Below are 25,842 nucleotides of genomic sequence, written 5' to 3'. Positions count from 1 at the left end.
ATAATCACCTCTATATTAAACATAAATCATCCTGTATTATGGCCTTATAAAGTTTTAAAGCATATTGTTCATCTGTCAAATCTTTCTTTCTTAATCTATACTTATTGCATTGCTTAGCAAATTCATAAGGGAATGACAATAATGAAATTATATATTGATAACTATTATTATCTAATCCTTCAAAATTACAAAACATTAATACTAACTCCTTATAATCTAACTTTAACCCAGCTTTTTTACATTTATATAAAAGATTATAGCAATCCATCTCCACCATATCATAGCAACACTTTTCTATATTTTTAACTTTTATCTTATCCTCTTTTATTATATTAGAGAAATCTACATCCGCTAAACATATCTCTTTATTTCTCATGCTTCTTTTGATTAGATCATAATATCCATTTTGATATACATTTTTAATAACCTTTTCTCCTATTTCTACATACTCATTTGCCTTTTTAAGTAACATTTTTTCAAAAGTATTACTTGGGCCATACTGTTTTAACCTATCCATATCTCTTTTTATTTTTTTTATATTTACTTTATAATCTTCAACAATTCTACCTATAGAACTATCTAATCTATCTTTTATAATTCCTGTACTCCCCATAGCCTTTTTATGAAATTCACTTATCAATTTAAGCTGTTCTAATAATAGCTTTTCATCTATATCCTTCTTGCTTATCTCTACATCTAAATCTCTAACTACCTCTATATCTTTAGATATTAAATATTGCTCAAAAGTATTTAAATTAACCATAATCTAACCTCCGGCATTAATTGTATTTTTTATTTTTAAATTCATCTACAAATTCTTGTCTTAAGTCCTTATCCTCATATATCTTATTTAGCTTATTTATAAAAAATTCTTCTCCCCATGGTTGCTTCTCCATATAATACTGGATTCCTAATTGCCAAAAAGCTTGAGGAAATTCTATAAAAGACGCCATAATTGGTATATCAAACCGTTCTATTGGATAAATCGAACTATAATAATCTATTATTTTTATAGAATTGTTTACATCCCATTTTCCGTTTTTCATTACTCTTATAATTAAACTACATAAATCATGTAAATGAGTATCTAAAATGCAATAATCAAAATCTATAATATCTACATTACCATTTTCTTCTATAAGCACGTTATGGTTAGCATAATCATGATGGCAAAACCCCTTGTTTTGTACTTCACATGCCATTTTATTGAAATAATCACTTTTTATTAAATCTTGTATAGATTTATCAACTCTTATTAATTCTTCATTTATTGACTTTAAATAATAACTATCAAATTCAGTTTTATTTTCTTTATTCTCTATAATATTTTTAAACATTAATATCTCATTTTTTTTATTTTTAAAATTGTTCACCCACTTATGCCAACCTATTCTAGGCTTCATCTCCTCAGTCACATCAAACCCGAAACTTTTTTTATGGAGCTCTGCTAACTTACAAGCGGCGAGCATTACATCAAAAGGATTATTATAATTACATTCCCGTGCCTGCACCCAAGGAGTCAAATAAGCATATTTATTACCTAAAGCTATATAATCCCTAGAACAATTATTCTTTATTATATCTGGAGTTTTTTGAAAATGATTATTTTGTAAGTGTTTAATAGCAGATATTATAAACAGAAAATGGTTTAATTCATATTTAATTACTTTTAAACAATATTTATCTTTTTGTGTAGTTATTTTATATACATTTTTAATTTTCTCTATGGCTTCTGCTTCTAGTGAATATTCTTCCCTAATAGTTTCCCTTATCTGTTCTTCCAGCAAAGTTACTTCCCCCTGCCTATTACTTATAATTGTATTATATGTAAAAATTCCTTTGTATGTGCTAAATGACACATTTTTCATGTAACTATAATATTATTAATATATAAGCTGAAATATTTTTAGCCTTGCCTGAGTACATTTAAGGAGGAGTATTATATGAGGATTGGTGTAGATGCTAGAGGGATTACTTTATACAAAGGTACTGGAATAGGAACATATACTGAAAATGTTTTAAAAAATATACTAAATGTAGATAAAGAGAATTACTATAATATATATTGGTGCGGAAAAGACTATGCTGAATACTGTAAAGAAAACTCTAAAGTAATTATGGTTTCAAAAAAGCAAAAAAGTTTTTTTGAACAACTTTATTTCCCTACTAATTTAATAAAAGATAATATAGATTTATATCATGTACCTCAAAACGGTATTGGACTATCTGAAAATATACATTGTAAAAAGATTATAACTATTCATGACCTTATACCCTATATTATGCCAGAAACTGTAGGCAAAGGTTATTTGAATAACTTCCTAAAAGAAATCCCCAAATTAGTTAATAACAGTAATGGAATTATTACTGTATCAGAATGGTCAAAAAAAGACATATTAAGGTTTTTTCCTATAGTAGATGAAAATAAAGTTTTTGTAACCCCACTTGCTGCTGACTCAATTTACAGACCCATGGATAAAGAAAAATGTGCTTATATATTAAGTAAATTCTATAACATTAAAAAACCATTTATTCTATATATAGGGGGATTTAGTAGTAGGAAAAATGTTGACTCTCTTATAATGGCGTTTTCTAAAGTATATAAAAAATTAAATAAAGAATATAACTTAGTGATAGTAGGTGCCAATAAAGATACTGGTGATTATTTAACTACCCTAAGTAATAAATTAGATATCTCTTCAAAAATAATATTTACCGGATTCGTTCCTACAGGACATTTACCTCTTTTATATAACGGTTGTGATTTATTTGTGTATCCTTCTTTATATGAAGGCTTTGGACTTCCTCCCTTGGAAGCTATGAGTTGTGGTGCTTGTGTAATTTCTTCAAACTTGTCATCTATTCCAGAGGTAATAGGAGATGGAGGCATACTAATTGATCCTTTAGATATAAAAGATCTAGCCACTGCTATAGAAAAAGTATTAAATGATAATAGTCTTCAAAAAAACCTTAAATATAAAGCATTAAACAGAGCATCTCTTTTTTCCTGGAAAGATACCGCCAAAAAAACATTGCAGGCCTATACCAAAGTTTTTTCTCAATAGGCCTAACTTCCCTAAACATATTGAATAAAAGATAAAAGTCCTTCCTTTATTGGAAGGACTTTTGTAATAATTCTTCTATCTTAATAAAATCAGCAGGATATGTAATATCTGGAGATTGAGTCTGTATGTTACTTCCTGTAATCCAGATCTTATCATTAAAGTATTCTACAGTTTTATTAAATTCTTCAGATTTATATATATTAATATTAGCCGGGAAAACACCCTGTGTAAAAAATAACTGTAATTGAAGCTTTTCGTTTCTTAGGATAAATTCTAAAAACAATGACAAAGCCTCCTTGTTTTTATCACTTCCTAGAACTAGCATATTATATCCATCCATAGATATATCTCTATTACCACCTATCTCTATTGCCGGTATCCTTCTTACTACTAATTTATTTTTCATTTCTGGCAACTTAGTCATTATTGAATTGATATCGTTTATGCTACAAATCGTAGCCATCAATTTTCCTTTTTTTATTTCTTCTATCATAGTTATATCTGAAGTTTGTTCTAGTATAATTTTTTGCTCTTTAATTTTTTTCATCAAATCTAAAGCTTTTGTGGAATTATATGAACTTAATGCAAATTTACCGTTTTTATCCCTATAAGTCTCTCCCAATTGATTTAATAAAACTTTATATAAATAATTCTTATCTTGTTCCCAAAGAAACTTATAGTTTTGTTTTAAATTTTTATTTATTATATTACATGCATCTACATAGTCCTTCCAAGTCCTTATATCATCTATATTTATATTGCACTTATCAAATATATCTTTCCTATATACCATCATATAAGGACTTCTATCTAATGGTATACCATATGTTTTATTGTTAAAAGAAACACTATTTAATTCACCTTTAGAAAAATTACCTTTATAACTTGATATATTATCACTTACATCTAGAAAATTATTTGTGAAAGTGCTTAAAAAGTACTGAGTATATTCATCCTTTACTACTGCTATATCTATAGGATTCTTATGAATACTTTCTAAAGATTTATAATTGTCATCCTCTTCCCTTACCTCTATCTTTACATTTGGGAACACTTTATTAAATTCATCTGAATATGTTTTTATGTAATTTACACGTTGTTTATCTGCAACTATATTTATCCTTCCTTTTAATTTTCTATTTACTCCTTCTGCTAAATCTTTTTTTTCATTACATCCCATTAAAGTAAAAAGAAATATACATATAGTAACCAATAACATAACTTTTCTTTTTTTCATAAGCATATCCCCTATATATTTATTATTTTTATCTGATAGCTATAATCCACAATACCCCTACATCTACAGGTCGGAATACTAAGAATCACTTGATACTTATTTTTAATGATAATCTACTGTAATAAAATTGTCAAAATTATAATTCTTTATTAGCTTATTGTGGAACTTATTTATAAAAAGTACTTAATTTGAACCACCTTTTGTAGAACTAATAAAGCTACTGAATAAAATACTCAGTAGCTTTAAATTTATATATCAACCTTTAGACATTTCATAATTACCAGTAGAATTAAATTGTTCTTTCCACGCTTTCTCCGCATAAGGTTTAAATTCTTTAGCTAAATTATCAAGATTTTTCTTAAATTCTTCATCATTAAGCATCATTTCTGCTCCCTTATCTGTAGGCTTAGCGCCAGTCTTAGCAGCAACCTCTCTTACCACTTCTGGATTATCAATCATCATACATGGTAATAATAAATTATCATTATATGGCTGTCTATCTCTTAATTCTTTAAAGAAAGGTGTTTTAAATACATCTATTAATGGTTTATTTTTTAAATTATCTGTAGCAAAATGAGCAAAAATACATGGTTCTACATCTTCATGAGAATTTATATGACAATAATATTTTCCTGCAATGCATCCTCCAACATAAGGAGCATCATTAAAGAAGTCTATAGCAAAGTAAGGTTTAGTTGTTCTAATTTTTCTTACCCTTTCTCCTAGCATTAATCGCTGTTCTGGAGTTAACATTAAGTTGAAGTCTGGATCATCACCTACTGGCATAAATATGAAATACCAGCTCATTTTTGCTCCCTTTTCTATCAACATATTAATAAATTCATCTGAAGATACAGTATCAACATTATGTCTACCAGTAGCAGAAGAAACCCCAAATAATACTCCTCTTTCTCTAAGAAGGTCCATTCCATGCATAACTTTTTTAAATACGCCCTTTCCTCTTCTTGCATCTGTTTCTTCCTCAAAACCCTCTAATGAAAACATAGGGACAACATTCCCTAAATCCCTTATTTTATCTGCTAATTTTTCATCAAATAAAGTTCCATTAGTAAATGGAGTAAACATTACATCATTATATTTCTTATATATGTCTAACATATATTCATTAAAGAAAGGTTCTCCCCCTAGTATGATAAAATAATATATGCCAATATTCCTAGCTTCTTTAACTATTCTATCTACTTCCTCATAAGGTATGTCATCTTTTTTACTATAATTAGCTGCATAACAGCCAGTGCATCTAAGATTACATCTCATTGAAGGGCTAAGCAATATGACAAAAGGAGTTTTTATGCCTTTTTCCTCCAGTAATTTAGCTCTCTTTGGCATACCATACCAAACAGCATTAGCAAAAAAGTTGGTAAATAATTTTTCCATGCACTTTTTATCAGTATTTTTTAATAAGCTTTTAATGTACTCATTTACTGAAGGTATATCATTATAGTATTCCTGAACATCATTAACTCTTTTTAAGTTTTCCTCATCTTTTATTGTTTTTTTTATTATATCAAACAACTTGTCAACATTGTTTTCCGGGTCCTTACTAAGTAATTCAACGCCTTTTTTAACGAGTACATCTTTTACTCCTTTTTCCATTGACTCTATTACCTTCATTTATAATTCCCCCCGATATAAAAATAATAAATATTATTGCTTTTTTCAGTTTTTTTGTACTGATGAGTATAATAATATTATATTCTTCACCCCTTACAAGTCAACAAGATATGGATATATTTAACAAAGTATTAATAAAATATATGATTTTTATTATTTATTATTCATACTTAAGCAATAAAATAAGAACTTATACAGAAACTTTAGTCTCTTCATAAGTTCTCACAAAAAATCATTTTATAATTTGTTAATCATACTTGCTGTATATCCAGCACCAAATCCATTATCTATATTTACTACAGTAACACCACTAGCACAACTATTTAACATAGCCAAAAGCGCAGATAATCCCTTAAAATTGGCACCATAGCCTACACTAGTTGGAACCGCTATTACAGGCTTATCCACTAATCCTCCTACTACGCTAGCCAATGCTCCTTCCATACCTGCTACAACAACTACTACTTTGGCTCCTCTTATTATATCAATTTTATGAAATAACCTATGTATGCCAGCTACTCCAACATCATATATCCTTTTCACTTCATTACCAAAGGTTTCTGCAGTAATAGATACCTCCTCTGATATAGGTATATCAGAAGTTCCTGCTGTCACAACTGCAATATAACTTTTAGTCTTTTCTATTTCCCTTTGTATTATCCTTATAATCCTAGCTTCAGGAAAATATTCAGCTTCTTTATAAATCTTTTGTATTTCTATATACATTTCTTCATTAGCTCTTGTTGCTAATATATTATTCCCCCTGGTTAACATAAATTTTACAATTTCTTTTACCTGTTCTACAGTCTTCCCTTCAGAATATATTATCTCTGGATATCCTACTCTAACTTCTCTATGATTATCAATTTTTGCATAACCTAAATCCTTAAAAGGAAGTTCCTTTAATTTTTCCACTCCCTCTTCTATCATTATGTTACCACTTTTTATCCCCTCCAACAGTTGTCTTATATCATTTTCATTCATCTCCATTACCATCCTTTATAACTGCATTCATACTTCCCATTCTATACCCTTCTAAATCTAAAGCTACATACTGATATCCATACTTTTTTAAATTATTCACTATGTCTTGTACTAAATCCCCATTTAAGAATTTACTTATATCTTTTTTATTAACCTCTATTCTTGCCATATTATTATAACTACGAACTCTTGCCTCTTTAAATCCTATGCTATATAAATACTCTTCACTTTTCTCTATTTTAACTAATTCTTTTAAGTCTATCTCTGTATCATATGGTAATCTAGACAACAGACATGCATAAGATGGCTTATTCCATGTTGGTAAATTTAACTTTCTGGAAAACATTCTTATTTCCGCTTTAGTAATATTTAATTCTTTTAGCGGACTTTTTATATTCAATTCCTCTAATGCTTTCATACCAGGTCTATAATCTTTAGTATCATCAAAATTACTACCATCTAAAACATACTCTATACCATTTATTTTAGCTAAATTTATTATTTCTTTAAATAAATTCTTTTTGCATCTATAACATCTATCCTTAGGGTTGTATCTTATCTCCTCCACAATAGGAAATTCTAAAAAATAATGTGTTACATTTAATTCATTTATAATATCTTTAACATCTTTTATTTCTTTTTCTGGTATATATGGAGACTTTATTGTTATCGCTATTACTCCATTATCTATAGCTTCTTTTGCCACCTTTAGTAAAAAAGTACTATCTACCCCTCCTGAAAAAGCAATGGCTACTTTGCCCAAATCCTTTATATAATTAATTAACTCTAAATATTTATCATCATATATCATTAACCCTCACCTCAAATATTATGGTGTTTGTCTATTAAATTTTGAACTATATTATAAATGCTTATAAGCGGTATATTCTTCTCCTCTGATATTCTTTTTAAATCCTCATATTCTGGCTTATATTTTATTCTTTCTCCATTTAGGTAAGAATTCTTCACTCTTACCTCACCGTATGGAGTATTTAAATATAATATCTCTCTTTGGAGAAATTCTTTTTCTACTTTATACTTTCTAGTTCCAATAGTAGTAGTCTGCCTAAAAATTATATCTTTAAGCCTATCTTCTACTTTTTTTTCATAAAGCACAGATAACATTGTTGCAGGTCTTCCCTTTTTCATAATTATAGGTGTTAAATAAACATCTGAGGCTCCCACTTCAAATAATTTATCTATTACATAGGAATATACTTCTGGATTCATGTCATCTATATTGCATTCCATAATATAGTGACTATTCTTCTCCTCTGTTTCCCCTATAAATACTCTTAAAACATTAGGTATATTACCTTCATCTTTCTGCCCTACTCCATACCCAACTTTGTCTATTTTAAAATCTACATTTTCTATAAATTCTTCTGTTAATGTGGCTATTATAGCAGCTCCTGTTGGTGTTGTAGCTTCAAAGAGAATGTTTCCCAACGTTACAGGTATTCCCTTTAATATTTCAGTAGTAGCTGGAGCTGGTACAGGTAAAACACCATGGGCACAATTTATAAAACCTTTTCCTAACTCTATTTTAGAAGCTATAACTTTATCTATTTTTAAACAATAAAAACAAATAGCTGCTCCTACAATATCTACTATAGAATCCACTGCACCTACTTCATGAAAATGCACTTCATATAATGGCTTGCCATGAACCTTTGCTTCTGCCTCCGCTACCTTTGTAAAAATATTCATACTTAATTCTTTTACTTCAGTTCGTAATCCACTATTATATATTATTTCTTCTATATCCGTTAAATTTCTATGATAATGTTCTTCATGATTATGACTATGATTATGTTCTAATATTACATTAACTTTGGTACCAATTATGCCCTTTCTCTCTTCTTTATTTATTTCTATTCTATATTCATCTAAATTTAACTTTGACAACTCTTCTATCAAATAATTCTTGTCCACTCCTAAGTCTATCATTGCGCCTAAATTCATATCTCCGCTTATTCCTGAAAAACAATCATAATAAAGTATTCTCATTTTTCCACCCATCCCTTTAAATATTTTCTTAAGTAAACATCATACAGTTACTTTATTATTTTAACATTTACAATAATAATTTACCATTTAACTGTAATTTTCATAATGGATCATTTTGATACATATTTATTACCCTCTATGTAGAATCTCCATAGATAATCCTTAGCTTCTTCCGCATAATCTATTCCAATTCTTTTGGATTCAACAATTTGAAAATCTTCCTTTTCCCCTTCTTCTATATAAATAACTTCTCCACAAAGATCCTCTGCATTTAATAATTTGTCTATGTTCATAGCAGCACATAGTTTAGAAGGCCCATTAGTTAAATTTATTTTTTCCCTTTTAGTAAGTTCGTCATAATTTTTCTTAAATCTTCTATTGCTTATTACATCAAATCCTTCTATAGGTTCTAATGCTCTAATCAATACAGCTTGGGGAACTCCCTTTTCCCTAGTAACTACATTCATACAATAATATAATCCATATATAAAATAAACATAAGCAAATCCCGGATCTCCATACATTACTTCTACTCTTTTTGTCTTTCTTCCACCATAAGAATGAGCAGCTTTATCTTCAATTCCCATGTAAGCTTCTACTTCTACTATTTTCCCCTTGCATACTATACCATTTTCTTTTGTTACTAATACTTTTCCTAATAATTCCTTTGACACCTCAATGGTATCCCTATTATAGAACTCTCTAGGTAATTTCAAATTTATCATTCCTTTATAAGTTATTATATTAAATAATATCTTTTAAAAATATTATATCATCAAAATAACAATGCTATACACCTTAACTTTTTTAACTTGAAAAAGAACACTTAACATTTAAAAAACTAATAATATATATGAATACCTTACTGTAAATTTAAAAAAGGATGCATATGCATCCTTTAACCTATTATTTTAGGTATATTTACCAAAACCATCATATTCTTTTAATTTATTTACCAAATGCTTTATTTCCTGATCCTTATTTTTATCCATAACTAAAATTACATCTCCAGCATCAACAATTATTAAATCTTTAATACCAAATCCAATAACCAATTTTTCGCCACCAAAGATCATACAGTTGTCACTTTCCTCTATAAAAGTATTTCCATTAACATTATTTCCTCGGAAATTTTTTAAAAACCTAGATAATGACGCAAAATTTCCTATATCGTCCCATATAAACTCACATTTTATTACATAAGCTTTTCTTGTCTTTTGCATTATGCCAAAGTCAACAGAAATACCATCAATTAAATTATATTCTTCCCTTATAATTTCTTTTTCTGATTCTGTACCTAAATTAGAATAAATATTCATCATACTTTTATACATCTTCGGCAAATACTTCTCCATTTCTCTTAAATATACATCTGCCCTCCACACAAACATACCACTATTCCACAAATAAGTTCCTTTAAAAATTAAATCCTTTGCTACTTCTAGGTTGGGTTTTTCCAAGAATCTCTCTACCTTGTATGCTGCAATATCACCAAAGATTCTTTCTCCTACTTCTATATATCCATATCCTGTTTCTGGCCTTGTTGGTGGCACCCCTATAGTTATTAGCCCTCTTCTTCTATCTACAGTATCTACTGCCTGATTTATAGTATCTATAAACACTTTTTCATTTTCAATATAATGATCTGAAGGAAGTACTATCATTAATGCATCTTTATCCTTCTTTAACAGTCTTACTGCAGATAACCCTATACATGTAGCAGTCTCTTTATTGGCGGGTTCTACAAATATATTTTCCTTATTCAATTCCGGCAATTCTCCGTATACCTTATCTAAATATTTCTCATTAGTTACAACATATATATTTTCTTTATTAACTAATGGTTTTATTCTGTCTACAGTATTTCTTAAAAAACTCTTATTGTTTATTATTTTTAAAAATTGTTTTGGATTATCTTCTCTTGATAATGGATAAAGTCTTGTTCCTTTTCCACCTGCAAGAATTAGTGCATATAACAAAACCACCACTCCGCTTTATTGTTCATATTATATTATGAACAATAAAGCGGAGTGGTGAATTAAAAGTTTTAAATAACCTTCATTGTTTATAGTGTCTCCCTATACTTATCCATGATGTCAGAAAACATTTCCCCAGTACTTGGAGGGGTATATGTAATTGCATTAGCCCCTGCTTTAATTGTATTACGAATACTTTCCACATTCTGCCCCCCTGTTGCAATTATAGCTACATCCGGGAATCTCCTTCTTATATTTTCAACAATCTGAGCTGTTTTAGCTCCTCCTGAAACATTAAATATAGAAACACCTGCCTTTATCCTCTCTTCAATGTTTTCCTTTTCTGATACTACAGTAATTACAATAGGAATATCAATTCTTTGTTTCATTTCCTTAATCAATTCATTTGGCGTAGGAGCATTCATTACCACACCAAAAGCTCCATATAACTCAGCATTAAGTGCAATATCAATAGATCTTTGTCCTGTTGTTAGTCCTCCTCCTACTCCTACAAATACTGGACTAGGAGATACTTCTATAATAGCATGTGTTATGGAAAGCTGAGGAGTGAATGGATAAACTGCAATTACTCCGTCCGCATTGGAATTCTTGATTATGGCAACATCTGTTGAAAAAATTAATGATTTTATCCTTTTTCCTAAAACATTGATTCCACTTGCATCATATATTTCCTTTGGAACCTCTACAATTCTCTTTCTAAGTCTTGTTTCTATTACTGGCACATATTTTTTATCCTTTACCCTGTTCTCCAAAATAAATCCTCCTCATATGCTTTTCTATAATTTTTAAACCTAGTTTATCTTTTATTTTATTGAGAACTCTACAAATTTATTTTCCTGTATAATTCTCAATGAAAAAGTCACCATTGTAGATTAAATCTTAAAATATATTTCATATTGTAACATTTTATTCACCTCCTAGCTAACATTTGCTATAAAATTTTTAACTTTATAACATAGTTTTCCCCATTTTTGAGGATCTTACTATAATTAACTTCTAACTTGCGAAAATTAGTACCCAAAAACCACCAATCCACTTTATTGTTCATAATATGCTATGAGCAATAAAGTGGATTGGTGGTTTAAAAATTATTATTCATTTTAACTTATAGGTATTATATGAACACTTCCTTCATCAATTTTAAGGAAAGTACTTTGTCCCTCTTCATAAACTTTTTTATTTAATGGGTTATAGTCTACAAGTTTTATATCTATATCCTTATACTTTAAAATATAATCTTGATAAGAGCCCATAAACACTGAAGATTTTATGCCTATTTTTATATCTCCTTCTTCTTCAAAATATAATGCTTCAGGTCTAATAACAACTTTAACTTTATCATTTAATCTAAACTTTCTGTTAGGTTTAATTTTAAATGTTTTATCAAAAAGTTCTATATAGACATATTCTCCTTCTACTTCTTTAATATAAGATTCAAATATATTTGCTATCCCTATAAAGTCAGCCACAAAGTCTGTAGCGGGATTTTTATATATTTCTTGAGGTGTTCCTACCTGCTCTATTAATCCTTTGTTCATTATAATTACTCTATCAGACATACTCATAGCTTCGGCTTGGTCATGAGTTACATAAATGCTAGTTATCCCAATTTTCTTTTGTATTTTTCTTATCTCTGTTCTCATATAAACTCTAAGCTTAGCATCTAAATTAGATAAAGGTTCATCAAATAAAAGTACCGAAGGCTGCATTACTAAAGCTCTTGCTAAAGCTACTCTTTGCTGTTGTCCCCCTGACAGTTGATTAGGCGCCCTATTCTCCAAATCTGATAATCCTACAAGCTCTAGTATATTTCTTACACTTTTTTCTATATCTTTTTGAGGTAATTTTTTTATTCTTAAACCATAAGCTATATTTTCAAATATATTTAAATGTGGGAATAAAGCATAACTCTGAAATACCATTGCAGTATCTCTTTTATCTGGTGTAAGATTGTTAACCTTTTCTTCTCCTATATACACATACCCATTGGTAGGCACCTCAAACCCAGCTATCATTCTTAATGTAGTAGTTTTCCCGCACCCTGAAGGTCCTAATAGTGTCACAAATTCACCTGGTTTTATATGAATAGAAATGTTGTCTACTGCTGTAAAGGTCTTACCTCCAACAGTCTTATAAATTTTTGTTATATTTTCTAATTTAACAAACTTTGAACTCATTATAATTCCTCCTAAACTTCTCTAGTTGAAGTTTTTATTCCTATCTTTCTTAATAGGAATTTCATAATTCCAACTACCATCATAACTATAAGTATTAATAGAGTGGAATATCCTGCTGCTACTCCTATCCTTCCAACATCAACTTGAGACATAATTGTTACTGTAAGTAGATTATAATTGGCTGATACTAAAAATATTACAGCACTAACAGCAGTCATACTTCTTACAAAGCTATAAACAAGACCACTAAAGAAAGCAGACTTGATTAAAGGGATTGTAACAGATGTAAACACCTTAAAAGAATTAGCACCTAAATCTTGTGCTGCTTCCTCAATTCCTGGATCTATCTGTTTAAGAGACGCAACTCCTGATCTTATTCCTACGGGCATACTTCTAAATATAAAAGCTAATATTATAATAGCTGATGTACCTGTTAATATTAATGGTTTTTTATTATATGCTAAAACGTATCCCATACCAATTACTGTTCCCGGAACTGCCATAGAAAGCATTGATACAAACTCAACAGCTTCTCTTCCGAAAAATTTTTTCCTAACTATTAAAAATGCTATTATCATACCCATAACTCCAGTTATAGGCATTGCTATTAAAGATAATAATGTTGTATCCCATAGAGGTTTCATTCCTAAATTCATTATATATTTATAGTGGCTTAGTGTAGGTGTATAATCAATACCCCATAGCTTAACAAAAGATCCATAAGGTATTAACACATAAAGTATAAGTATAAATATACATATTAGATAGCACAGAGTTTCTACAGGAATTATAATTGATTTTTCGGTTATATAATCCCTCTGTCTTGAAGGCTTTCCTGTAACAGTTACATAAGATTTATTTCCAACCCAATACTTCTGTAATACAAACATTATTATAGATATACTTAAAAGCACTGTAGCCAATGCTGTTCCACCCTTAATATCATAATTCCCCATAGCTTGCAAATAGGTTTTTGCCGCTAGAGTAGTAAAGTTCCCTCCTATTACCATTGCATTTCCAAAGTCCGCAACACTCTGAATAAATACTAATAAAAATGCATTAGCTATTCCTGGTCTAAGCAAAGGTAATATAATAGTTTTAAATATATAAATTCTTGATGCTCCCATATTTCTTGCTGCTTCTTCATAGCAAGGATCTATTTGCTTTAATAACCCTGTTAAAACTAAATATGCTACTGGGAAAAATGTTAGTATTTGCACTATAGCTAGTCCCCAAAATCCATACACATTGGCATCCTTAATTCCTAATATACTATAGGTTATAAAACCTCTTTGTCCAAAAAGCATTATAAATGACATTGCTAAAGCAAAAGGTGGAGATACTATTGGAAGTATGGTAAGTATGCTAAATATCTTTTTAAATTTTAGATTAATATATGCATTTGCATATGCAAATAAAAACCCTATAACTGTACATACTACACTTACAAACACTCCAAGTACTAATGTATTGATTAATACAGTTTTAGTCTCAACTTGACTAAATATCTGCTTATAATATTTAAATGTTATTCCCCCATTACCTTGTAAAAAGCTCTCCTTTAAAACATCATATAATGGCCATAATATAAATATAATAAGAGCTGCTATTACTATTATTATTACAGTAAAAAGTATAGGATCTCTTATAATCTTTTTTGCATCATCTAGTTCTGTTTTAATTCTATTATTCATATAATCACCTCGGCTTTTTATTAAAGCCCATCTTAAAAGATGGGCTTTAAATTATTTGATAGCATTACTCCATTTTTCAATTAATTCATTTTTGTGACTACCAGCCCATTCAAGGTTATAGTTAATAAGCTTAGTGTCCTTTAGTTCATTCGCTTGTTTTGGTGCTTTGGCTTGTGGGTTAGTTAAGAATTGATAAGATCCTACTGTTTGACCTAATTCTTGAGCCTTTACTGTTAAGCACCAATCAACAAACTTTTTAGCTGCTTCTTGATCTGGGCCACCTTTTAGAACAGCTACAGCTCCTATTTCATAACCTGTTCCTTCTTTAGGTACTGATAATACTATGTCCTTCATTCCTTCTTCTCTATATTTTATAGCATCATGTAAAAATGTTACTCCTACTGTAGCTTCACCTTGACCAACCATTCTTCCTGGAGCAGTTCCAGACTTTTGATATGATTTAATCTGTCCATTTAATTTTTTCATATATGCAAGGCCTTTTTCTTCGCCCATTATTTGTATAACAGTGGAAAGTAATGTATATGCTGTTCCTGATGATCCTGGATTTGCAATTACTACTTGTCCTTTAAATTCAGGTTTTAATAAATCCTCCCAACTTTGTGGAGCTTGAGCACCCTTTTCTCCTAATAACTTTTTATTTGAAACAAACCCCAAGTAACCTTTATATATTCCTGTCCAATATCCATCCTTATCCTTAAACTGTTCTGGTATATCTTTAGCATTTGCTGATATATATTTTTCTAGCAACCCATCTTTTTGAGCCTGTATAAATCCATCTGCTGGACCTCCAAACCATATAGATGCCTTAGGATTTTCCTTTTCAGCCTTTACTCTCCCCATTATTTCTCCTGAACTCATTCTTACTGCATCAACTTTAATGCCTGTCTCCTTTTCAAATTCTTTTACAGCTGCTACCATATGATCTTCCATTAGTCCACAATATATAGTGAGTTTTTCAGCTTTAACCTTATTTTTCTCTTCTGTTTCTTTAGCTCCACAGCCAGAAACCATTGTTATTAACATAGTTGAAGCTAAAACTAATCCTAACACCTTTTTTATCTTTAACATATGACCCCCTCCTTATCATATATTTATTTAGTTTTGGATTTATATATGCATAATTTTATTTAAAAATGACAAATGCTTGTGCCTATTGAGAACTACTTCTCAAATAATCACAAGCATTTTTATAAAATCATCTTTATTTACTACACTACATTTACCTTTACAATTCCATCGACAATAACTAAATCCCTTAATATTTGAGATAAATTAATATATCTAGGTATCATTATAGTAAATAAACTCTTTCCATAAACATTCTTCTCATTTTCCTGAGTAATATCAAAAACAAATTCTATATTCCTAACTTTTATATCCTTCCTTTCAAAGTATTCTGAAACTTTTTGAATCATATTATTTTTTTCCAAATATTCTATTTCTAATTGTACTAACTTACTCTTCTCCATAAACCTGGACTCAAATTTTTTTAAAGTAACTAGTGAAATTACTACTGCTATACTAGATAATATACTTAAAGTATAATGTCCCATCCCAACAGCAAGCCCAATACAAGCTACAGTCCATAAACTTGCTGCTGTTGTCAAGCCTTTTACAGCCCCACTGTCACGTATTATAGTTCCTGCTCCTAAAAAACCTATTCCACTTATAACTTGGGCCCCTAATCTACCAACTTCAGTCTTTATTGAAGGAGCTAATTCAGGATTAGATTTAATTAAATTTACTGTATATTGTAAGTCAAAAAGTTGTATCATCGATATAACTGCTGCCCCAACGCATACTAACACATGCGTTCTAAAACCAGCTGGCCTACGTTGAAATTCTCTTTCATATCCTATAATTCCACCTATTGTAATAGCAAGCGTCAACCTTATAACTACTTCTTGTAAACTCATTTGTACTTCCCCTTTATATATTATAAACTTCTTCAATAATAAAAATATAGTGTCTATATTATATAATAAACACTATATTTATGCCATATTGTTATATAATATTTTAATGTTTCACCTTTAAACAATATTTTTATACTACTTTAAGTGATTTTGAACTTTTAAATAACTGCTTATTATTTACTACATCCTTATTATCCTTGTAGGGAAGCATTGCTTGTTTTTCAAGTTTTGAAAAAATCTTATTCATAGTACTATCCATATTCCTATAAAAGTGTATATTTCTTATCTTTATAATATTCCAACCAGAAGACTTTAATTTTAATTGTGCCTCATACTGTTCATCCCAATTTAATATAGTTTTTTCATCTTGGTCCTCACATATTATAGCAACTTTATTTTTAAACCCTTCTAATACAAAGTCTATTTTATATCCACCTATATTTACATTAGGACATATATTATAATTTTTTTCTGATAATATTTTATATACATCTCTTTGAAGCTGTGAATAGAATACATAATCAATATTTTTATTTTCTTTCCCATAACTCTCATAATTGATACAATAATCCAAAATGGAAAATCTTACACAATCCCTATTTAAGCTCTGTGGATCTATGGAGTAAAATAACCACATTTGATTTTTAGCCCTACTAGCAGCTACGTTAAATCTCCTAATATCTGACTCCTTAGTAAGTGGTACAAATTTCATGTTATCTCCTATAACCATTGATAAAAACATTATATCCCTTTCATCCCCCTGAAAAGAATAAGCATCCCCACAGACTATCTTTCTTCTAATCATCTCCTCTTCACCAATTTTATTTCTTAAAAGTTCTTGTATATAATCTGCCTGAGCTTCCCCTAGCAAAGATATAACACCCATAGTCATTCCTCTATAGTTTCTATCTCTGCAACAATCATATATCATTCCAACTATTGCTTCTGCTTCTTCTATATTAATTCCTTTTTTCTCCTCACGTTTTCCATTCATCACCTTTACAGGCACTATAGGTTGGTCAAATCTTTCAAACCTTTGGGGATATCTTAAAGGTAGTATTTCTCCTGAGTAGCATAATCTATTGCTAAAACCTATTATTTCAGAAGCACATCTAAAGTGTTCTTTTAACATAACTCTACTTGGAAATACTCTTAAAGCAGTATCATACAAACTTGTTTGTAAATCAAACCATTCCTTATTAGGAATGTCTCTAAGATAACTATTGATAAGATTTTTTATACTTTCCTGTTCTATTCCTATAAGTTCAGGACTTATCTGCTTATCATCTCCCACTATAACAGCCTTTTTTCCTCTCATCAAAGCACATAACGCAAATATATTACTTTGACTGCTCTCATCAAATATAATTACATCAAACTTATCTTCAGTAAGTTTGATATTCTCTATTACTCTATTTAAAGGCATTATCCAAACAGGTATAAAACTTTTACAATTCTCCAGTTCCCTTTGAGCTAACTTGGCATATTCTCCTGCATATTTTCCCTTACCCTTTCCAATTCTTTTTACTGCCTGTAACCAAGAGAATAGGCTTCTCTTCTCATTCTCTGAGATCTTAAGTACCTGATTGTACCAAGTCTGTTTACTTATTATTTCTTTAATTAAATATCTTTCTTTTTCCTTCTCATTTTCTAGCCTTTCTTCTAAATCAACTTCGTTAATATTATTTAAATCATTTAACATAGAATTCCACTCTGCCCATCTCCAAGCCCTATTCCAATTTTTCAGATTTTCTATGTCCCCAGATAATATTTTTAAAGCCAACTTAGGACACGTATTACTTAATTTTGATAATATTAACTTCATATCACTTACATAAGATTTCATTTTTTTCAATCTATTTATTTCTAGAAATGCTTCTTTTAGCTCATCTAAATTTAGATTCTCTATAGCGTTATATAATATATCTAATTCTCTAATATCATACAACAAATTTTTTATTGATTGTAAATAAGCTTCCACATCTTTATATTCATAAATTTCATTAATGGCAATTATACAATTTTTTATATGTTTTAATGTATCTTTTATATACCAGTTCATGTTTATTGGGAATTGTATTCTTCCTAATAGCTTGGACACTTCTAACTTTACTGTTTCATCCCAACTAACTATATCTTCTATTATACTCATATACTCCTCTATGAGTTTTATGTTGTTGATACATTTCTTATCTATTATTAGATTTTCATATGATTTAAAAGTATTATTCCACAAATCTATTACATTTCGCTCTATGAATTTCTCCTCCAAATATAACTTTACTGTAATAGCTTGTGGTAACGTTTCTAATGGTTTATAATCAACTAAACATTCTTCTATATATCTGCAATCTTTATTAATCACAAAGAAAAATTTGCCTAACTTTCCTTTCTTGTTTAATTCCTCATAAACCTTATTAAAATCTTTTTCAAAATTCATTATATTTACATCTTTAGGCAGACATATACAATGGTCATTTAATTCTTTTTTTATTACAGCTAGTCTTTTAATATATCCATTCCATCTTAATAATAAACCTGAAATAGAATGGCTTAATATATTACTAGTATAATAATCTACTAAAACTTTACTAAAACCTTTTCTCTCTACGTTGTCTAATTTACATATAGCATTTTCTATAACATTTATTACTTCTGTATACTGAAATCTCTTATTGTCATAGATATTCCAACCTTCTATTAGATTTCTATTTCCATCATACTTTTCTTTTAATTTCATATATTTAATAATAGCATCATAGATTTCTCTGTAACCAGAAAATTTATCTATTATAATTCCTACCTTATTAATTATTTCTATATCTTCCTTACTTATTTTATTAACATAATCCTTTAATTTTTCAAAATCTTTTTCTGAAATAGGTGACTTGCTATACGGCTTTATATCATCCTCTATCCAAGAATATTCCGCTTCATTGTCTCTTAACCACTTTGCAATATCCACTAACTTATAATTCTGACCACAATAATTTATACTTTTATTTTCTCTCTCATCTATTTCCTTTAACTTGGTAACTAATATTTTCTCATTATCCTTACATAAATTTAGTTCCTTTCTAAGCATATTTAATTCTTTTTCCAAATCTCTTGGGTTTAAAGATAAACTATCGGTTATTTTTCTTACAGACTCTTCTAACTCCCTAAAGGACTTTGCATCATTACCTAATAAACTTATACATAATGATCTTATCTCCTCGGGTATTTTTTCTTCTAAAACTTTTAAAGCCCTATCCGTTTCACTGGTTACCAATACCTTTTTGCCATGAGCTAAAAAATGACATATCAAATTAGCTATGGTATGACTCTTTCCTGTTCCCGGCGGCCCTTGTACTACTACTCCAAAATTTTCTCCTATTCTTTTAGCAACTTCTTTTTGCTCTTCATTGGCAGGGAGTGGAAATAATAAATCTTCACTTATTTTTCCCCATTCTTCTTTTACTTTTTCATCTTCTACTATAATATTGTCACTTACTAATGCCTCTATAGATTTTGGAATAGCTAATCCTTTATCTAATTCACTTAATATATTTTTTATTTCTTCTCTCCATAAATTCGTACTAGCTTTTCTAATTATAAACATTGATTCTATATGTATTGACGGTTTTTCAGGCATATTTAAGTCACCATTATTTAATATATTTATTATATCTTTAAAATACTTTTCTATAGTCTCTGTATCTCTTGAATTTATACCTTCAAATTTTATATCATCTTTTAATTTTGATAACTTAGAATGATCTATAGTAAGGTTTTGAAGAAAATAGTTTTCTAAATTTGCATTAGTACATGCTTTTAAATAAAAATTTCCTTCTTCTAATTGAAAACTTAACTCTAATGGTGTAGTAAAAATCGGGTGATATATATCTTCTCCATTAACAGATAACTTAACCAATCCATTTCCATGAACTAATTCTATATTCTCTCCTTTTTTCTGTATATTCTGATAAACATTAAATAAATAATTGTATATATCCTTGGATCTTTTATCAACTTTTATCCACCAATCTCCACACAAGTCTTTATTCACACTACAACCTACTAAACCATCTATATCCTTTTCCAAAAAAACCTTATCATATTCCTTAATATTTCTGACTATTTTTTCATTAATACTTTTTACACTAAGGAGATAATTAAATATGTTTTTAATCTTTTCTCTCGTTTTCATACCAATCCCCCCTATTTATAGTTGATATTTATTATATTAAAAAACAATTTAATCTATTAATATATTCCTTGTATGTTAAATTATACCATTTGGATAATTTCATTTCAAAATTTTCATAAAACATTATCCCTATACAAATGACATATTTATTTATTTAAAAAATAAAAAAACACAGCATTTGCTGTGTTTTTTATCTTATAGAGATTTATCTTCTATTTTTTACAGGAATTTCTTTCTATTAATTGATAATCTAAAACATAATGTTCTTTTTCTAAAGACTCTTTATTTATCATTTTAATAAGCATTCTCATTCCTACTGAACCCATATCATACATAGGTTGAGCAATAGTAGTTAACTTTGGATAGAATATTTCTGCACCATAAATATTATTAAATCCAAAAACATCTACATCTTTTGGTACATTTATGTCTTTATCTCTCAAAGAATTTATTACTCCCATAGCAATTTCATCACTAGCACAAAATACACTATCTATTGGAGTATTACTTAAAATTTTTCTTATCCCTTCATATCCATCTCTAGCTTTAATTCCAGAAAAACACACTAAGTTTGAATCCAAATGTATATTATTTTCAGTTAATGCCTTTTTATATCCTTTATACCTTAAAGATGTTGCGTTCATCACGTCATCATTAGGGCCTATGTAAGCAATTTTTTTATTACCCTTTTCTACAAGGTATTTCACTGCATCATAAGCTGCTTGTTCATTATCTATAGTTACACTTGGAAAACTTCTATCCTTATCTATAGTTTCTACTAATACTGTTGGAAGTTCAAGCTCATTAATTAAACCTATTGTATCCTCTCCAAGAGAAGTACTCATATATAGTACTCCATCTACCATTTTCTCCTTTAATACCTTTAAATAATCTGTTTCCTTTTCAGCATCTAAATCTGTATTACATAATATTATATTGTAATCATAAATATTAGCTACGTCTTCTGCACCTCTAACAATTTCAGGATAAAATTGATTAGATATATCAGGTATAATTATACCAACAGTTTTTGTTTTCTGAGTCTTAAGACTTCTAGCTACTATATTAGGTCTATATCCCAATTTTTTTATTGCAGCCAAAACTTTTTTCTTTGTTTCTTCATTAACTACATCCACATCATTTAATACTCTAGATACGGTAGCTATTGATACCCCTGCTTCCCTCGCAACGTCTTTAATTGATGCTGCCATATTATCACTCCTAATACAGTTTATTTTCATTAATTATACTTTTAAAATTTTCATATTACAACTATATTTTGCTATAAACTATATATTCTCCATATTAGAATAAATTCCTTCATAAATTACTTACTATTAAACTTAACCATATTATAAAAAAATACTCTCTAAAGCTTTTAAAAAAAGCATAGAAGAATATTCTTCTATGCTCTTTTTAAACATATTGCCTATTTTACAACCTCAACTGCAATTTTAAAGTCTTCACCATTGATTTTGCATTCTGTATATTCTCTTTCTTTATTGTAGTAAACTTCTGTAGAAAGAGTCTCTCTCTTAATTAAATCTTCATACTTATTTACTACACTTTCAAGTAATTCATTTCCAGTTACATATAATTTAATTTTATCAGCTACTTCAAAACCACTTTCTTTTCTCATATTTTGAACTTTACTTAATATTTCTCTCAAGTTTCCTTCTTCTTTTAATTCATCAGTTATAGTTGTATCTAATACAACACCTATAGTACCTTCACCTGCAAAAGCAAATCCTTCAAGTCCCTGCATTGTTACAAGTAAGTTTTGGCTATTTAGTTCTATTTCCACATCTCCAGTTTTTATAACTACACTACCACCTGTTTGAATCTTTTGAGCAAGTTCCATTTGATCCATAGCACCAAGCTCTTTTCTTATAACTGGAATATATCTACCATAAGCTTTACCTAGTACAGGTAAGTTTGGTTTAATATCAAAGTTAACATATTTTGATAAGTCTGCTCCAAATAGAACTTCCTTAATATTAAGTTCATCTCTTATTATATCTCCATAATATTCTGGAAGAGATTTTGAGCTTACACGCATTTTTGAAAGCGGCTGTCTATTTTTTATGTTAGATCCATTTCTTGCACTTCTTCCAAGCTTAACTATTTTATAAGCTTCTTCCATTTCTCTTTCTAATTCTTTATCCATTAAATCTTCATTGTATTCTGGCCACTTGCATAAATGTATACTTTCTGGCGCATCATTATCTAAAGATTTTACTAGGTTTTCATATATTTCTTCAGTTATAAATGGTACAAATGGTGCTCCAACAAGGCATACAGTCGTTAAAACTCTATATAATGTTACATAAGCTCCAATTTTGTCATCTGTTAATTTTTCACTCCAGAATCTTGATCTGTTTCTTCTTACATACCAGTTAGATAACTCATCAACAAAATCTTCTATAGCAAGTGCTGCTTGAGTTATTCTATATCCATCCATATGTTCTTCTACATCTTTAATTAATGTATTTAATCTAGACATAATCCACTTATCCATTACATTATCACTTACAAAGTTTTTGTATTCTAATGGATTAAATTTATCTAAATCAGCATAAAGCACATAGAAAGAATAAACGTTCCATAAAGTGCTTAAGAACTTTCTTTGAGTTTCTTCTACATCCTCAACAGAGAATCTAGTTGGAAGCCATGGTGCACTAGCTGTATAGAAATGCCATCTACAAGCATCTGCTCCTACTTTATCTAGCACTTCAAATGGATCTACAACATTTCCCTTATGCTTTGACATTTTAAGTCCATGCTTATCAAGAACATGACCTAAAACTATACAATTTTCAAATGGATTTGTATCAAATAATGATGTAGATATAGCCATTAATGTATAGAACCAGCCTCTAGTCTGATCTACTGCTTCAGAAATAAATTGAGCAGGGAAATTTGATTCAAATATTTCCTTGTTCTCAAATGGATAATGATGTTGAGCAAAAGGCATTGAACCTGAGTCAAACCAACAGTCAATAACTTCTCCTGTTCTTGTCATTTCTTTTCCACAATGTGGGCATGATAATTTAACATTATCAATGTATGGTTTGTGTAATTCTATATTTTCAGGTACATTTATTCCCTTTTCTTTAAGTTCAGCAACACTTCCTATACATTCTCTATGACCACATTCACATTCCCAAATTGGAAGAGGTGTTCCCCAATATCTATCTCTTGAGATTCCCCAGTCAATAACATTTTCCAAGAACTTACCAAATCTTCCTGTTCTTATATTATCCGGATACCAATTAACTTTATTATTGTTTTCTAAAAGCTTATCTCTTAAAGATGTCATTTTTACAAACCAGCTATCCTTTGGATAGTATAGAAGTGTAGTATCACATCTCCAGCAATGAGGATATGAGTGTGTAAACTTTTCTGATTTATAAAGTATTCCTTTTTCTTTCATGTATTCTAATATCTTAGGATCAGCCTTTTTAACAAATAGTCCTTTCCATGGCTCTACACAATCTACAAATTTTCCTTCTCCATCAACTAAATTAATTAATGGTAATCCATGTTTCTTGCAAACTATATTATCATCTTCACCATAGGCTGGTGCCATATGAACAACACCTGTACCATCTGATAATGTAACAAAGTCTCCATGTAATACATAGAAAGCTTTTTCTTCAGGAGTATAAAAATTGAATAACTGTTCATATTCTAATCCAAGTAAATCCTCTCCCTTGAATTCCTTTACTATTTCATACTCTCCTTCTAGTACATTTAAAAGTCCTTTTGCAAGAATTAAATATTCTCCATTATTTAAAACTTCTACATAATCGTAACTCTTATTTACAGCAAGAGCTACGTTACTTGGCAATGTCCAAGGAGTTGTTGTCCATGCAAGTATATATTTATTTTCTTCACCTTTTACCTTAAATTTTACAAAAGCTGTAGCTTCTTTTACATCTTTGTATCCTTGAGCAACTTCGTGTGAAGAAAGGGCTGTTCCACATCTTGGGCAATAAGGAATTACCTTATGTCCTTTATATAAAAGTCCCTTATCCCACATTTGTTTTAATGCCCACCATACTGATTCTATATAATCATTATGATATGTGACATATGGGTTATCCATGTCAACCCAAAATGCTAATTTCTCTGACATATCCTTCCACATCTTAGAATATGTGAATACAGATTCTTTACATTCTTTTATAAACTTTTCTACGCCATAATCTTCTATTTGTTGCTTTCCTGAAATTCCTAATTTCTTTTCTATTTCTAGCTCTACTGGAAGACCATGAGTATCCCATCCAGCCTTTCTTAATACCCTATATCCTCTCATAACTTTATATCTTGGTACTAAGTCCTTTATAACTCTTGTAAGTACATGACCTACATGAGGTTTACCATTTGCTGTTGGTGGTCCATCATAAAATGTAAAGTACTCTCCATCCTTGTTTAATTCAAAATTCTTTTCTACTATATGTTTTTCATTCCAAAGTTCTAATACATCTTTTTCTATTTGAACAAAACCTTTGGAATTATCGATTTTTTTATACATATGCAGATCCCTCCTATTTTTATTTATTTTAACTTTGTTTTTATTTATTAATCACTTTAATGGAAATATCTTTCTCAAAACAACATATACTAAATTATATTGGTTTCGCAATAATAAAAAAACTTCGCCCTAAATAGGACGAAGTTATATTCGCTATACCACCTATGGTATTAAATAAATTCAAACACAATAATGTTCTATCCTTTAACGCAGGATTACGGATAAGCTTACTATTACTTCGGCATTCGACTCCAAGGTGATTTTCATTAAAATTTTACCTGTGGATTCTCACCAACCTCCACTCTCTTTAAGGTATCCATCTTAACTACTTTTCCTCTTCACAGCCTTTAAAACAGCTAAAAATTTAATTATTGTCTCTT

The 25,842-nt window shown here is 29.3% G+C and carries 18 protein-coding genes and 1 other annotated feature; of the genes, 1 reads left to right on the top strand and 17 read right to left on the bottom strand.

The window, feature by feature from the left end; genetic code table 11:
* Window positions 1-10 precede the first annotated feature (10 nt).
* Window positions 11-763: a protein kinase family protein gene (locus T514_RS0104155; RefSeq protein WP_027623634.1), complete on the bottom strand. Its 753-nt coding sequence runs from the start codon at window positions 761-763 to the stop codon at window positions 11-13.
* 16 nt (window positions 764-779) lie between these two features.
* Entirely contained in the window at window positions 780-1,787 is a 1,008-nt protein-coding gene (locus T514_RS0104150) for a CotS family spore coat protein (protein WP_027623633.1), read from the bottom strand.
* Window positions 1,788-1,943: 156 nt separating this feature from the next.
* On the opposite strand from T514_RS0104150, the gene T514_RS0104145 reads away from it, so the two are divergent.
* Window positions 1,944-3,065 carry a glycosyltransferase family 4 protein gene (locus T514_RS0104145; protein ID WP_027623632.1) on the top strand — a complete coding sequence of 374 codons (1,122 nt, stop codon included), beginning with the start codon at window positions 1,944-1,946 and terminating at the stop codon, window positions 3,063-3,065.
* A 46-nt stretch (window positions 3,066-3,111) separates the two neighbouring features.
* On the opposite strand, the gene T514_RS0104140 is transcribed toward T514_RS0104145, so the two are convergent.
* The 15 genes from T514_RS0104140 to ileS all read right to left on the bottom strand — a co-directional run bounded on the left by T514_RS0104140 (window position 3,112) and on the right by ileS (window position 25,462).
* Window positions 3,112-4,302 (bottom strand): ABC transporter substrate-binding protein, encoded by a 1,191-nt coding sequence (locus T514_RS0104140; RefSeq protein ID WP_027623631.1) that lies wholly within the window; start codon window positions 4,300-4,302, stop codon window positions 3,112-3,114.
* Window positions 4,303-4,557: 255 nt separating this feature from the next.
* Window positions 4,558-5,937, bottom strand: coding sequence for a radical SAM/SPASM domain-containing protein (locus T514_RS0104135; RefSeq protein WP_027623630.1), 1,380 nt, complete (start codon window positions 5,935-5,937; stop codon window positions 4,558-4,560).
* Between the two features lie 237 nt (window positions 5,938-6,174).
* Complete coding sequence (larB, locus tag T514_RS0104130; RefSeq protein WP_027623629.1) at window positions 6,175-6,921, bottom strand: nickel pincer cofactor biosynthesis protein LarB; 747 nt, start codon at window positions 6,919-6,921, stop codon at window positions 6,175-6,177.
* A complete protein-coding gene (gene larE, locus T514_RS0104125) occupies window positions 6,914-7,732 on the bottom strand; it encodes an ATP-dependent sacrificial sulfur transferase LarE (RefSeq protein ID WP_027623628.1) in 819 nt (272 codons plus the stop codon). The genes larB and larE overlap by 8 nt, the downstream gene beginning before the upstream one ends.
* A gap of 11 nt (window positions 7,733-7,743) precedes the next feature.
* A complete protein-coding gene (gene larC / locus T514_RS0104120; protein ID WP_027623627.1) occupies window positions 7,744-8,931 on the bottom strand; it encodes a nickel pincer cofactor biosynthesis protein LarC in 1,188 nt (395 codons plus the stop codon).
* Window positions 8,932-9,041: 110 nt separating this feature from the next.
* Window positions 9,042-9,647, bottom strand: coding sequence for a DNA-3-methyladenine glycosylase (locus T514_RS0104115; RefSeq protein ID WP_027623626.1), 606 nt, complete (start codon window positions 9,645-9,647; stop codon window positions 9,042-9,044).
* A gap of 195 nt (window positions 9,648-9,842) precedes the next feature.
* Window positions 9,843-10,910 carry a mannose-1-phosphate guanylyltransferase gene (locus tag T514_RS0104110; RefSeq protein ID WP_027623625.1) on the bottom strand — a complete coding sequence of 356 codons (1,068 nt, stop codon included), beginning with the start codon at window positions 10,908-10,910 and terminating at the stop codon, window positions 9,843-9,845.
* An 86-nt stretch (window positions 10,911-10,996) separates the two neighbouring features.
* On the bottom strand, window positions 10,997-11,680 hold the full coding sequence (locus T514_RS0104105) for a beta/alpha barrel domain-containing protein (RefSeq protein ID WP_027623624.1): 684 nt from the start codon (window positions 11,678-11,680) through the stop codon (window positions 10,997-10,999).
* 348 nt (window positions 11,681-12,028) lie between these two features.
* Window positions 12,029-13,105: an ABC transporter ATP-binding protein gene (locus T514_RS0104100; protein ID WP_027623623.1), complete on the bottom strand. Its 1,077-nt coding sequence runs from the start codon at window positions 13,103-13,105 to the stop codon at window positions 12,029-12,031.
* An 11-nt stretch (window positions 13,106-13,116) separates the two neighbouring features.
* Window positions 13,117-14,799: an ABC transporter permease gene (locus T514_RS0104095; protein WP_027623622.1), complete on the bottom strand. Its 1,683-nt coding sequence runs from the start codon at window positions 14,797-14,799 to the stop codon at window positions 13,117-13,119.
* 51 nt (window positions 14,800-14,850) lie between these two features.
* Window positions 14,851-15,888 carry an ABC transporter substrate-binding protein gene (locus tag T514_RS0104090; RefSeq protein ID WP_027623621.1) on the bottom strand — a complete coding sequence of 346 codons (1,038 nt, stop codon included), beginning with the start codon at window positions 15,886-15,888 and terminating at the stop codon, window positions 14,851-14,853.
* 140 nt (window positions 15,889-16,028) lie between these two features.
* The gene (locus T514_RS0104085; protein ID WP_027623620.1) at window positions 16,029-16,736 is read right to left on the bottom strand and encodes an MgtC/SapB family protein; all 708 of its coding nucleotides are present in this window, start codon (window positions 16,734-16,736) and stop codon (window positions 16,029-16,031) included.
* 130 nt (window positions 16,737-16,866) lie between these two features.
* Window positions 16,867-20,925 carry an AAA domain-containing protein gene (locus tag T514_RS0104080; protein WP_027623619.1) on the bottom strand — a complete coding sequence of 1,353 codons (4,059 nt, stop codon included), beginning with the start codon at window positions 20,923-20,925 and terminating at the stop codon, window positions 16,867-16,869.
* Window positions 20,926-21,137: 212 nt separating this feature from the next.
* The gene (locus tag T514_RS0104075) at window positions 21,138-22,136 is read right to left on the bottom strand and encodes a LacI family DNA-binding transcriptional regulator (RefSeq protein WP_027623618.1); all 999 of its coding nucleotides are present in this window, start codon (window positions 22,134-22,136) and stop codon (window positions 21,138-21,140) included.
* 218 nt (window positions 22,137-22,354) lie between these two features.
* Complete coding sequence (ileS, locus tag T514_RS0104070; protein WP_027623617.1) at window positions 22,355-25,462, bottom strand: isoleucine--tRNA ligase; 3,108 nt, start codon at window positions 25,460-25,462, stop codon at window positions 22,355-22,357.
* Window positions 25,463-25,593: 131 nt separating this feature from the next.
* Window positions 25,594-25,813, bottom strand: a binding site (T-box leader).
* Window positions 25,814-25,842: the final 29 nt, after the last annotated feature.

The organism is Clostridium lundense DSM 17049 (assembly GCF_000619945.1).
GTDB lineage: Bacteria > Bacillota > Clostridia > Clostridiales > Clostridiaceae > Clostridium_AO > Clostridium_AO lundense.
Note: the sequence above shows the minus strand (reverse complement) of the source record. Positions and strands in the feature narration are given on the sequence as shown.